This is a genomic window from Methanosarcina sp. DH2 (genome assembly GCF_020804225.1).
In the GTDB taxonomy this organism is placed as follows: domain Archaea; phylum Halobacteriota; class Methanosarcinia; order Methanosarcinales; family Methanosarcinaceae; genus Methanosarcina.
Genome location: NZ_WJBI01000012.1, coordinates 19,375 through 32,857, shown reverse-complemented (window position 1 = coordinate 32,857; position 13,483 = coordinate 19,375). Strand labels below are relative to the sequence as shown.

The 13,483-nt window shown below is 40.8% G+C and carries 8 protein-coding genes and 1 pseudogene; 2 read left to right on the top strand and 7 right to left on the bottom strand.

Features of this window, described 5'->3' with window-relative positions; translation table 11 throughout:
• Nucleotides 1-107: 107 nt before the first annotated feature.
• From FXV91_RS12970 to FXV91_RS12960, 3 genes are all read right to left on the bottom strand, one after another.
• Complete coding sequence (locus FXV91_RS12970; protein ID WP_229391017.1) at nucleotides 108-620, bottom strand: hypothetical protein; 513 nt, start codon at nucleotides 618-620, stop codon at nucleotides 108-110.
• 412 nt (nucleotides 621-1,032) lie between these two features.
• Nucleotides 1,033-2,508, bottom strand: a complete 1,476-nt coding sequence (locus FXV91_RS12965) for an MATE family efflux transporter (protein ID WP_229391016.1) — start codon at nucleotides 2,506-2,508, stop codon at nucleotides 1,033-1,035.
• Between the two features lie 652 nt (nucleotides 2,509-3,160).
• Nucleotides 3,161-3,373: a hypothetical protein gene (locus tag FXV91_RS12960; protein WP_229391015.1), complete on the bottom strand. Its 213-nt coding sequence runs from the start codon at nucleotides 3,371-3,373 to the stop codon at nucleotides 3,161-3,163.
• A gap of 747 nt (nucleotides 3,374-4,120) precedes the next feature.
• Here FXV91_RS12960 and FXV91_RS12955 point away from each other — a divergent pair.
• Nucleotides 4,121-4,858, top strand: a complete 738-nt coding sequence (locus tag FXV91_RS12955) for an alpha/beta hydrolase (protein ID WP_229391014.1) — start codon at nucleotides 4,121-4,123, stop codon at nucleotides 4,856-4,858.
• A gap of 109 nt (nucleotides 4,859-4,967) precedes the next feature.
• Here the strand turns inward: FXV91_RS12955 and FXV91_RS12950 are convergent, their stop codons facing one another.
• Together FXV91_RS12950 and FXV91_RS12945 are read right to left on the bottom strand one after the other, a co-directional pair.
• Entirely contained in the window at nucleotides 4,968-7,709 is a 2,742-nt protein-coding gene (locus FXV91_RS12950) for a PAS domain-containing hybrid sensor histidine kinase/response regulator (protein WP_229391013.1), read from the bottom strand.
• A gap of 29 nt (nucleotides 7,710-7,738) precedes the next feature.
• Nucleotides 7,739-8,101, bottom strand: a complete 363-nt coding sequence (locus FXV91_RS12945) for a response regulator (RefSeq protein ID WP_229391012.1) — start codon at nucleotides 8,099-8,101, stop codon at nucleotides 7,739-7,741.
• A 555-nt stretch (nucleotides 8,102-8,656) separates the two neighbouring features.
• Between FXV91_RS12945 and FXV91_RS12940 the strand changes: the two genes are divergently transcribed.
• Complete coding sequence (locus tag FXV91_RS12940; RefSeq protein WP_229391011.1) at nucleotides 8,657-11,308, top strand: U32 family peptidase; 2,652 nt, start codon at nucleotides 8,657-8,659, stop codon at nucleotides 11,306-11,308.
• 1,354 nt (nucleotides 11,309-12,662) lie between these two features.
• Here FXV91_RS12940 and FXV91_RS12935 read toward each other — a convergent pair.
• Complete coding sequence (locus tag FXV91_RS12935; RefSeq protein WP_345945516.1) at nucleotides 12,663-13,202, bottom strand: transposase; 540 nt, start codon at nucleotides 13,200-13,202, stop codon at nucleotides 12,663-12,665.
• Nucleotides 13,203-13,258: 56 nt separating this feature from the next.
• Nucleotides 13,259-13,483 (bottom strand): annotated as a pseudogene (locus FXV91_RS12930) (RNA-guided endonuclease TnpB family protein); the annotation flags it as partial.

Below are 13,483 nucleotides of genomic sequence, written 5' to 3'. Positions count from 1 at the left end.
CAGGATGGCGGAGGTGCTTATATTTACCTGTAGATTAAAACCATTTTCGGAGTCAAGAGGAGTATTTCTTAGTACATGGGTACTTTTCAATATATTCAGGTTCCTTTTTAATTAAAGTTGAAAGAGTCCCCGAGGGCAATTAGGAAAACGAGTATTCCTGCTACTAGAAAAACTATCTCCTTAGCTGTGAGGGGTTTTTCTGAAAGTTCAGGAGATTTTTCATGCCAGTAAACATTCAGGGAATTTAAAACCGGAATGAATGACAGAAAAGAGAGATGAGCAAGCAGCCAAACTGGCTCTTTCCATATAGTTGTTGTGTTTATCCACATCCAGAAAAGTATGAGAAATGATGTTGGATAGTTGACATGATGACCTTCTTTTTTCAACATATCAGAAAACCTGTAGAATAATGAAGACATGAAAAAGGGCATCAAAAACGTTCTCCAGAAAGGAGAGACATTAAGGTTATCTTTTTCCTTGAAAAATTTCCATCCTTTATAATTCCAGTATATTTGATAAATCCCTAAAGATGCTACAGAGAAAAGTGCAAATTTCCAGACAGAAAGTACCCTGGAATATTCTATTGTTGCCTTGCAATAATTCTGTTCGTTATCAGGCATAGATAACCCTCATTTCATTTCCCTTATTGTATCCTGTCTTACTTATCGTATTCAGAAAAGGCCCTTAGCCCTTAGAAAGTTCGGACTCTTCTAACTCTGTAAATAATATGCTTCAGAGTATACAGAGGGCTCAGACTATATAAATTTTTGTTTTAAGTTATAAAAAAGACCTGTTTCCGCCACTTCATCGAATAAAATATGAAAAGCAAGTCTGCAGCGCAGCAAAAGTAAATCCAGGTAAAAAGTCCGGATAAAAAGTTCAGGTAAAAAAGTCTGGATAAAAAGTCCGGATAGAAAGATCAGTAAACTCCCGGTTTGCGTATAACCTACCGATTTAATTTATGGTGGGTAAGGGGCATTCTACCCCTTCTCAAAACCGCAACCATATGAAATAAAACATTAAGGGTTTGATTCACGAGGTTTCTGCATTTTCAGCATGTCTGAGAGTAATAAAACCTGTACTCTCCTCACTCCCTGCTTTTACACTGTTTCTGGAAACCGATGTTACATGTTTCGTCTCTGCTGGCTGCTGCTTGATCTCTGCATTTCCGTTGTTCCTGAGGAACCTGAATTCCTTTGCAAGCATAACTGTCACCACTGCCATCATAATATATTCCGTAGTCGGCGGTGCAGACCAGACTCCGTCCAGGCCGAAAAATTGAGGCAGAATGAACAGCAAGGGAAAGAGGAAAATAAAGATCTTTCCAAGATGGATGAAAAGTGCTGCCCTCACTCTGTTAATCGACTGATAATAAATGGCAGTAAGCAGCACGATGCCTTCAACGAGCAGAGAGAACATGAAAATGTTCATTCCTCTAAGTGTAACTTCCAGAAGTTCGAAGTCATTCTGGCTGAAGATCTGTACCAGGCTTTCCGGGAAGAGGTAGACCAGTGCAAATCCCAGAACTCCGATGAGGGTACACGAGAGCATTGTCAGTTTGAGAGTCTTTAAAACCCTTCCATAGTTGCCAGCTCCGTAATTAAAACCTATAATCGGCTGCACACCAAGGGCTATCCCTTCAAAGAGCATGTAGAAAACTGAAAATACATACCCTATAATGCCATAGGCTGAGACCGCAAGCTCGGAACCGTATCTGAGCAGCATGTAATTCTGCACAAAGAGTACGAGAGCAAACGACATCTGCATCACAAAAGATGGGACACCTGCTTTAAGGATCTGCACCGAGGTAGTGGTTTTAATTCTCATTGCTTTAAGCCTGAGTTTCAACTTAGCCTCGCTGCCGAAAAGGTAGCTCGTAAGCAGTACTGCCGGCAGGGCAAAGGAAATCATTGTTGCAGTGGCTGCACCTGACATGCCCATTCCCATGCGCATGACAAAAAGGTAGTCAAGTACGACGTTTGCGACCACGCCTGCAACCATGATGCTCATGCAGAGTTTCGGCTTCCCGTCATTCCTTACCAGGGGCTCGAGGGCAATAGTAAGAATCATAAAAACCGAACCCGCAAAAATTACCTGGAGGTATTCACGGGCAAAGGAGAGGGCAGGCCCGCTGGTCCCGAGTAAGTTAATAGAGGTTTCGCAAAAGATCAGCCCGCCTGCAGTAAGAATGGCTCCTGCAAGGAGACTTAAGGGAAAAGCATTGTTCACAATCTCCAGGGCTTCCCTGGTATTTCCCTCTCCGAGTTTCAGGGCTGTAAGACTGGAAGAGCCGATTCCGATAATTATACCTGCTCCGATTATAGCCAGATAAGGGGGATAAGCAAGGGTAATACCTGCAAGTCCCTGGCTTCCAACTGCGTTCCCTATAAAGAAACCGTCGATTATTCCCTGGATTCCGGCAATGACGACTCCCACAACTGCCGGGAAGGCAAATTTCCAGAACAAATTCAAAATATTCCCGGATCTCATTTCTTCATCGCTTATCATACCCTGGTCTCCTGGAGTTTCAAAGCTATGTTTTCTGGAGTTTGTAGCCTGATTTCCAGCCCTCTCAGATAGGGAAAGGCCAGGGCTTTTCTCACGAAGGACCTGTTCAAAGAGAGGTCAGTGACATTAGACTTTTTCGGGGTTTTGTATACTTTTAAAAAATTGAGACAACGTCGATCAACTTTTTTGAATTGTTGCTATAAAGACATTTTTCGTTCCGGATGAAGCTTCGGAAAATATGCTAATCAAAGGTGTGGTTGCTTTATCGCAGAATTAATTTTTCTGCATGTACTGAGCCAATAATTGCATATATTCTAAGGATATTATTCCTGGGCTGGTTATTTTCCGGATTGTTTTGCATTACATCTCTGCAATGCTCTTCAATTTTTTACAAAGCTTCATCATATTTTAACCGGTAAAAGCAGATTCAATCATAATAGTGAATTCTGAAGAAAGATTTCTAAATAGAAATTCCTGATAGGAAAATCCTGAGTAAAAATCCCTGATAAGAATTCTAAATAGAGTTTCTATGATATTATAAATAAAGCAAATTATCCAATACTCAGATTGTTCGTCTAATCAGCTAATATTTAATTACTAATAAATATCTATGCCATATTTATACATTCACAGTCTCTCCTGTTTTACCAGGTTACTTTCCTAAGACCAAAAACGCACGCATTGGCCTCGATCTGGAGACATCCTTCATGACGCGGAGGCATCTCCCATTAAGCTGAGCTTTAAGTTTGCTATCAAAAAGCCATACGAAACGATTTTCAGGCAAGGGGTAAAGAGGGTCAGCTTTTGCCTCTTGATTGTAATGTCCTGCCCGGGCATCATTAGTCTCGTATTTTATGAATTTCACGTACCTGCTACCATCCCTCCTAAAGGAATCTTTGCAGGAGCTGTTTCTAAACCTGATATGAATTTATTAGTTCAGGTTAATTTAATTGTCCCAAATATATATAAATTCTCTGTTATAAGTATTGAATATTCTTTGAAAGTCTGGAGATAAATTCATAAAACTCAAAAAACACTGTATTATGAACTCCAGTTTAGAAATTGGCAGTGATTTTCTAATAAGGAAAAAATTCAATGAGAGTTGAAAATTTATTACAGGTCCGGATTCTGGACAGGAGCTTTCTTTTCAGGATCAGGGTAGAATGAGGGACTGGCCTGATGATTGTTCAGGAAACACAAAGATAATTCTGATGTGAGATACTTCCTCGTTGTTTCCAAACTATCTCCAGATATGGAAATCGGAGCAGGAACATTTATGCTTAGAGGCTGCGTTTAACCAAAGGCAATGAGTCTTAAAAGCCTATTATCTTTGGAAAACTCGTTTATTCTGAAGAACCCACTTATTCTGAAGAACCCACTTATTCTGAAGAACCCACTTATTCTGAAAAACCCATTTATTCTGAAGAATTCGATCATTCTGAAGAATCCATTTACTCTGAAGAACTTGTTTGCTCTGAATACTCTGAAGAGTCCGTTTATCAGGAAGAACCCGTTTATCCTGACGAGCCTTCTCTTTCTGGTGTTATTTCTTATATTTATTGCAGGCTCAGGGTGTACAGGTGCTCAACAAAAAGACTCAGCTAAGCAATTAATGGCTTCAAACTTTTCCCTCGACTCTTCCCCTGTAAATTATGTTTCTGTTAACGGAGTCGAACTCGGATACCGTGAATTTGGGTCAGGAGAGCCACTTTTATTGATAATGGGATTTGGGGGAACCATGGATACATGGAACGAAACTTTTGTATGGGAGCTGGCTCAGGACTACCAGGTTATCACATTCGATAACAGAGGAGTAGGTTACTCTTCGGATAACGGGGAAAATTACTCCCTTGAACTGTTTGCCAGTGATACTGCAGGTCTGCTTGAAGCGCTTGAAATTCCGGAAACCAGTATATTCGGGACATCAATGGGTGCATCAATTGCCCAGGAGCTGGCTCTTAATTATCCTGAAAAAGTTGATAAGTTAATTTTCTCGTCTGCGGTTTACAGTGTTAATGCCCCTGAAGCCGGACTTCTCAAAAGTATGTTTCAATCCTTTGCAGACAATTCTGAAATAAGCCCGACAATCCGGAAACAGGCAGATGCAAACCTGGAATGGAACGGCACCTACGAACGCCTGCCTGAAATCAGGAGCAAAACCCTGCTTATTGTTGGTACGGAAGACGAGTACACGCCCCCCGGAATTACTCTAGCAATGGCAGAGAAGCTTCCGGAGGTACAGGTTATTATCTTTGAGAACACAAAGCACTCCGGAGAACGCTATTTCCCTGATAAATATTCAGAGGCAATTCTTGACTTCCTTAATAAAGAAGAGCCTGCAGATAATTAAATTTGCTTCTTTATTGAAATTTGTTCCTTTATTGAAACCTACTTCTTTATTGAAATCGCTCCTGCTTCTAATAGAATTAAGGTTTTGTTAAGGGCGTGTTAAGGATTTTTTAAGGGCTTGCTAAGGGTTTTTTAAGGGCTTGCTGAGAGTTTTTTAAGGGGTTTAGTAGTCTGCTTTTAAATTTTCCATCCTCAACCCCATGCAGGACGTTCAGAAGGATTTCCCTGTTTATGTTTCCTTTCTGCATAACACACGAAACATTTCTGTTGAGCAGCTCCTTTTCTTCAAAGCTAAGATCCTTGGCAGTACATACGATGATAGGGATGTCTATAGTCTCCGGATTTTCTTTAAGAGCCTTGATGACATCAAAACCCGTAAATTTCGGCATCATGAGGTCAAGGAGGATCGCATCAGGGTGACATGTTTTGGTTTTCTCGATTGCTTCCCTGCCGCTGTATGCGCAGACCGGTTCGTATCCTTCCTGCTCTATAATGGAACTGAGGAGTTCGATTATAGCCGGTTCATCGTCTACGATTAGAATCTGAGGAGATAAGTTTGCAGCTGTTCTTCCTTTTATTTTCTGCAGACTGGAAAGGAGATGTTCTTTTTCTACAGGCTTGATCAAATGGTCAAACGCACCCCATAGGATGCTGCAGTTTTTGTCATCATCCATGGAAATAACCAGGATAGGGATACCGGCTGTAGCAGAATCCTTTTTAAGATTTCTCAGAATATCCCAGCCGCTAACCCCTGGCAGCATAATGTCAAGAGTAATCACAGAAGGCTTCAATTTACGCGCCAGCAAAAGAGCTTCTTTCCCGCTGGAAACTGAAGCAACCCTGTATCCTGCCTCAGAAAGTGTGATAATTAGAAGTTCCCTTGCCATTTCATCGTCTTCAACAACAAGTACAAGGTTCTCATCCCCTGTGGTTCCGTAAGGCTCTATAATTACGGGGGTCATTACCTGAGTCCCGGTTTTATCATCTCTTTCTGGCTCTAAGGTTTCTTCTTTTTCTTCTTTTTCCTCCTTTTCTTCTTTTTCTTCCTTTTTGGCTATCAGCGGGACAGCTTTTTCGGAAATACCCGGACCGCTTACGTATTTTTCGGAAGGTTTCCTGTATTTCAAAGGCAATTCGAATGTAAAAATCGAACCTTTTCCAGTTTCGCTTTCGACCCAGACCCTGCCTCCGTGGAGGTCTACAAACTTCCTGACAAGAGCCAGCCCGAGGCCTGTACCTTCATACTGGCGATTAATACTGGAATCTATCTGCCTGAATGGCTGGAAAAGGAGTTTCTGGTTTTCCTCTGAGATTCCTATCCCTGTATCCGAAACACTGACCCTGACAGAGTCTCCTGCTTTTGTGGCTGAAACTGCTACTGACCCGCCTTTTGATGTGAATTTTATGGCATTACTTATAAGGTTGTAAATAATCTGCTTAAAACGCACCCTATCAGCATAGACCGAAAGCTCGGGCTCCACACTATATTTCATTGAGATATCTTTTTTCAGAGCAAGAGCTGAGGTTATAGCTCTGGTATCGTTAAATACCTCGGATACTGAACACGTTTCCGGCTCCAGTTCCATCTTGCCTGCTTCAATTTTGGAAAGGTCAAGAATATTATTTATTAGAGTGAGAAGATGTTTTCCGCTGTTAGCTATATTGTTGAGAAACTTTCTATTCTGCTCATTGAATTCTCCGCTCATTCCGCCAAGCATCACGTCCGAAAATCCGATGATTGCGGTAAGAGGGGTCCGAAGTTCATGGCTCATGTTTGTCAGGAACTCGCTCTTGGCCCTATTGGCACTTTCAGCAGCAAGCTTTGCCTGCAACAGCTCTTCTTCGGCTTTTTTGCGTTCTGAGAGGTCGATGAAGCTCTCTATCAGGTACTCTCTATCTCCTATTTTTACAGGCACCACACTTTTCAGGACAGGTAAATGTTCGTCTTTTCCATTTCTGAGTAGTATTCTTTCAGACCTGTCGACAGTCCTCCCCAGGTCAGTTATCGGACACCTGTTTCTCTCAGCAGGACAGATGAATTTATGGCAAACATGTCCGATTAGATTTTCCCTCGAAAGCCCTATTGCTTCTTCAGCTGCCTGATTTACTTCCACTATTTCGTGTGTAGTGGCATCTACCAGCAAAATACCGCAGAGAGCGTTGTCAATTAGCTTTTTCAACCTCTCATGGCTTTCCCTCTCGAGTTTTTCAGCTTTTTTACGTGACGTTATGTCTCTGACAACAAACTGGACTTCTCTGTTTTCAAGGCTCAAGAAAGAAGAGCTAACCTCCACATCAATAAGAGCCCCGTCATGTTTCTGAATTTTCATTTCAAAACGTGCATCCCCGTTTTCAAGGGTAGTTTTCAGGGCTTCCCTGACTGTTGGCAAATATTCTCCGGGCACCAGTGATTCCAATGAGACGTTCTCAAGCTCCCCATCGCCCAGCCCGAGGGCTACCCGGCCTTTTTTATTAAGATCCAGGACTTTTTCCTCGTTCAGAATCACGATTGCATCATTTGACTGTTCAAACAGAGCCCTGTATCTTTTATCTTTCTCCCTGAGGCTCTCTTCTGCCTGCTCCTGGAGTACCAGGACATTTTCAAGTTCCATCCAGCGCCTCAGAGAGAAAATTCCGAGAGCAAAGGTGAGATAGACAGAAAGAGTAAGCAGCCCTCCGAGCTTCCGGGAATTGTATTCTTCAACGAATAAAACAATGGATTCAAAAAGGCCAAAGTAGGAGGCAAAGAATGTAAAAAAAAGTCCTGCAACTAAAATAATCAATAACTCATCCGATTTTTTCCCAAATATATTTCTGAAAAAACCTGGCATTATATAGTTTCCATAAAACAAAAATAATACCCCTGCTCTCTGTTTTCACTTCATGCGATGAATTCTGCTATAATCGATTTGAATCTATGGATATCGATAGGCTTGGAAACATAACCGCTACATCCTGCTTTCAGAAACTTTTCCTCATCACCGCGCATAGCATGGGCTGTAAGGGCAATAACCGGGATCTCCCGTGTGGCAGGATCTTCTTTCAATATTTTTAATACTTCAGTCCCGTCAATCCCGGGCAACTGTATATCTAATAATATAAGGTTTAGTTTACTTTTTTTGCATAGTTCTATAGCTATAGATCCATCCACAGCCTCTATTGGCTCGTATCCAAATGAAACCAGTAGAGTCCTGACAAGTTCCATAATTAAAGGATTGTCTTCCACGACAAGTATACTTTTCATAGGCAACAACCACGAAATTACTTTATTCAATTTCATTTTTTTTCTTTAAATTCATAGCTTCATTTGAATGTGATAAGCATTCTCCAGAAATAAAGAATGTTCCAATAATACTAATGTTTGTTAGGATATTAGACTTATTTATTTAAATAAGTTTCAGTATATATCTAAATTAATAAATTAATAAAGTTCAGATGAACCTCAAAACCATCAAATCAAAGACACATCAATATAACAGGTTAAGGAGCAATAAGAGCGGTTAAGAGACAAAAAAGACAATAAAAAAGGTTAAAGAGCAATAAGGAAGGTTAAAAGACCAAAAATAATTTAAAATAATTTAAAGGGAATAAAAGCGGGTAAGAAATGCGGGTCTACTTTGTAGACATTCCGGACCTTACCATCCATTTTTTATGCGAGAAGCACCTTTACGTTTTAAACCGGCTCTAAAATGATTTGCATAAGCCCTTTTTCTTTACAGTTACCACAGCTTTTCAGCTACCGAAATTTTCCATTCACCAGAAGTTACAGTTATCTGAATAAAATATCCCCTGATCTGATATGTCTGACAAAAATTTTTCCTGCAATCCTCCTGAAATCCTTTCCCCGGTCGGCGATAACGAAGCCCTGCTCGGCGCAATCAAGGGAGGAGCCGATGCCGTCTACCTCGGGGTCGGCGAATTCAATGCCCGCCAGGGAGCCAAAAACTTCACAGCTGATGACCTGGAAGCTGCCGTTGACCTGGCTCACTCATACGGAGTCCTTGTTTACCTTGCCCTGAACATTCCTATCAAACAAAAAGAACTGCAGCAAGCCCTTGATATAGTGGACCGCGCATACGCAGCCGGAATCGATGCAATTATTCTGCAGGACCTCGGGCTTCTCAGGCTTTTAAAGGAGATCTATCCGGACCTGGACCTTCACGCAAGCACGCAGATGACTATCCACAATAAAGAGGGAGCGGATTTTGCAGCACGCCTGGGAGCAAAAAGGGTGATCGTTTCCAGGGAACTTACTACTGACGAAGTAAAGGATATTGTGGACCACTCTAACGTGGGTATTGAAGTCTTCGTTCATGGAGCCCTCTGCTATTCTTATTCAGGCAAATGCCTCTTCAGCAGTTTCCTGCACGACAGAAGCGCAAACAGGGGAGCCTGTGCCCAGCCCTGCAGGCGCAGATACAGTTTCCTTGTAAACGGCAGGGAAATTGATGAAAGGCATATAGGGGGCAGTTACCCCATAAGCTGTGCCGAGCTCTCAACTCTCACAGGGCTTGAGGAAATAGTAAAAACAGGGGTCGTAAGCCTTAAAATCGAAGGCAGGATGAAAAAGCCCGAATACGTGACTGCAAGTGCAGCTGCCTATAAAGCTGCAGTTGAAAGCATATGCAGTCCCGGAGAAAACCCGACCCGAGAGGAACTCGAAACAAGAGAAGCCGAGCTTGCAAAACTCTTTTACAGAGGCTTTACCAGGGGTTTCATACTCGGGGAAAAAGGTGTGTCCCACCCCAGATACAGCTCAAACTACGGTGCATTCCTCGGGAAAGTCCTGGACATCTCCCGTTCAAAAGGGAACACAAAACTTACAGTCCGGCTGGAAGAAGACATCCAGGTAAAAGACGGCATAAGCATCTTTACGCGGGAAAGGATGCTCGGCTCTGCAGTAACAGGCATTATTACAATTACTGGCGAGCGCGTAAAAAACGCAAAGAAAGGCGAAAAGGTAGGGCTTGAAATCAGCTCGAAAACAGGCAGAGCCGTCCAGAGGGGAGATGAAATTTACCTTACAACAGATACTCAGCTCCTTGATACCCTCCAGAAAACAAAACTGAAAGCTCTCCCCGTAAGCCTGAAGGCAATAGCCAGGAAAGGGGAGCGGTTTAAGGTTGAGATAAGAGAAGAAAACGTCAGAAAGGAATACAGCGGAAAGAGGGAAGAAAACGGAAGGGGCAGCAGAAAAGAAGAATCCGCGTATGCAGAGTTTGCGGATGACTATATCGTCCAGGAAGCCGAGAAAGTCCCAACAACTGAAGAGCAGATAAGAAAGGCAATGGAAAGCCTTGGGGACACTCCTTTTGAAGCCGCCTCTATTGAGATAGAAGCTGACGAAAATATCTTTATCCCGGTCGGCGTGCTTAAGAATACGAGGAGAAAAGCCGCAGAACTCCTTCTGGAAAAAACCCTTACGGCAAAGAAAAAAGAGCAAAAACACCCTGATCTGGCAGATTTCAACCGACTATGCACTGTAGAAGATGGTACAGAAAATCAAGACGAAGAAATTAAGAATGAAATCGGTAAAAATGAAGTCGGTAAGAATGAAATCGGTAAAAATGAAATCAGCATAAACAGGGCCAGGGTAAAAGGCACAGCTTCAAAGAAACTCCTCCTGAGCGTTGAAGTACAGGAGATTTCCTCTCTCTTACGGGCAGCCATAGCTGGAGCAGATATTGCTTATATTCCGGCATCACTGTTTGAAGAATTGATGTCTCCCAAAAATGCGGAGAAACTTGAGGATTTGAAAGCAGAAAGAACCGAGCTCGTTTTCAGGATCCCCAGAATTACACACGACAGTGAACTGAATGAATTAAAACCCGTGCTGGAAAAAATAAGGGATGCCGGTTTCAGTGTGGCATGTTCCAGCCTCGGAGCCGCTCAGCTTGCAAAAGAGCTTTTCATACCCTTTGTCGCCCAGAAGGACTTCAATATCTTCAATGCTTTTACTGCCAGCACCTTGTATCAGGCAGGCGCTTACAGGGCAACCCTTTCAAGTGAACTGAACCTGAGCGAAATAAAACATGTCTGTGAAACGCTCCATACATGTGGGATTTCAGGCCAGACCGAAATTTTAGTTTACGGCAGGGAACTGATGCTTATTACGGAGAATGACCTCTTAAAGCCCCTAGTTGACCGAAAAATCGTAAGAAAAGAAAGCGAAGTGCTCCTTGTTGATCAGAGCGGCTCTGAGTTTCCAGTCCAGCGCCTGGGCACCCGGACCCTTATCTATAATTCTAAGATCCTTGATATGCTGAAGTATATTAAGAATATTAAAGGGTATGGCGTGGACGTGATCAGGCTTGACCTTTCTTTCAATACTCCTGCCGAGGTAAAAGAGATTACAGAAGTGTATAAACAGGCTATTGCAGGAAAAGAGGTAAAATTGAAACCTGCAAGAGGGGTTGAATATACTACCGGGCATTATTTTAAAGGAGTTTGAACGCCTGAATTTCGCTTCGGCACCCGAGTTTCGCTCGGGAGCACGAGGTCCTTTTCACTATCTTCGCTCGCTCAAGGACAGGAAATTGAGAGAAATCGCTGATAGAAAAAGCCTGTAAGAATTGCGGAAAGACCTTCTTTACTAAGAACTCGAAAAAAGAAATCTGTTCTGCTAGTTGCAGGACAACTATCTCAAGGAAATAAAGTCTTGAAAAAAATAATCAGGAAAAACTCTTCATTCAAACAGAGGGGAAAAAGTTATTTAATCCAAATAGCAGCCCGATGAAGATAATCATCTGTCTTTCGGAAGTCTCTAACATCACAACAAAGCTTATGTTTCAATGTGAGTTTCATAATAGCACTTTTTTCTTTAAAGTGTTTGGAGGAGTCCCGTATACTCCTCCGAATTAAACACTTTAACATGTGATATCTTTTCAAGTATTTAAAATTTGGTCTGAAAAAAGAGGGTAAAAAGAACTCATTTTTTTATTTAAAGGTTTTTTAATCCTCCGTCACAGTTATATAGTCATAGTCATGAAATGTCTATGCTTATATAATTATAACTATGCCGGTTCAGCAAAATATTAATTAAAAGAGGCTTTTTTCAATTTAGAGGCGTTATAAACCCTCTTTAAAGATATACGTTTTTTTCGATTTAAAGGCTTAGCATACCTCTGTTAAAAAACACAAAATTTCTGAACCTGTATAAATGTAACTATGGTGTGTTTAACATAATCCGGCAAACATACTTTTAAAAAAGAATTAAATTGAAGATAATGTCGCAACTTTAGTAATTTTAACAGTCTGCTTTAAACCTACTTTTCTAAACTCATTCATTCAGGAGACTATAGGAATACTGGAGTTTCCGCCGATTAAGCCGTTCTAAAATGAAAAATTACCTCGGATAGATTCCCTAGGACAAATTCCAATCAATTTTTCTGAATTTCTCAGTATATGTACAAAACACGCATAGTATGAAAATATAAAATGAGAAGTAACACGTTAATCTAATGGATGAATTCTTTTTTGCACCATTATATTAAAACGATTATAAATTAAGAACGAGAAATTTATTGGATCTTGTTGACTCAATGAATAAAACCGATGTCGGCTAAATGCAGCTATGTGTTTTAGTAAATATCTACTCCATAGACTTTAGACATAATTCTAAAATCGTTATCATTTGACTTAATATTGGAAATTCATACATTTACCTTCGATTACTCACTATCAAATGCAAAAAAATTATCTGATACACATAGTCTCTTTTTTATACTGTTCTTGATATCGAAAAACAGTCGTAGTTTTGGATTTTATAACAATCGTTAATATTAACTTAGTGACTGCTCCCCTCATTAAAATGAGGGGCATCTATCGGTTTTACGAACAGACTGTAATCCCAGTCTGAGAATGTTAATAGAAGCATTAAGATCACGGTTGATAGATAGACCGCAGAAAGGACAATTATGAGTTCTTTCTGACAGGTCTTTTTCTACCAGCATACCACAACTTGAACACATCTTAGAGGTATTCTTAGGATTTACAAGAACTAGTTTTCTACCAGCGTTTTCAGCTTTGTAGGAAGTATAAGTTACAAGTTTACTCCAGGCAGCATCAAGAATGTGTTTAGCCAGATTGTGATTTTTTGACATATTCTTAATGTTAAGATCTTCAAAACAGATTATACCATAATTATCAACAAGACTTTTACTGAGTTTTTGAGTAAAGTCTTCTCTTTTGTTAGAAATTCGTTCGTAGACTCTACATAATGTTTTAAGGCATTTCTTTCTTTCAGGAGTTCCTTTTTCTGCTTTAGATAACTTCCTGTTAGCTCTTGCCAGTGCCTTTTCTTCTTGTATGTAAAATCTAGTACTTCGATTCCAAAGTATGTTCACAAACCTAGACTTTTGAGTTTGCCTATATATCACGAACCTACTACAAAATAAAGGATTTATTTTGGAATCGATTCACTAGGATTGGGAACATACGTTCCATTTGATAATGTAGCAAAGGAAAGAATTCCAACATCAACACCTACTGACTTATCAGATTTTTTAAGTGGTTGATAAGTTTCAACATCAGTAAGTATTGATACAAACCATTTTCTGGTTGAAGTTCTCCGTATAATTAAGCGTTTAATGTTTCCTTCAAATGGTTTATGCAGTTTGTTTTTTAT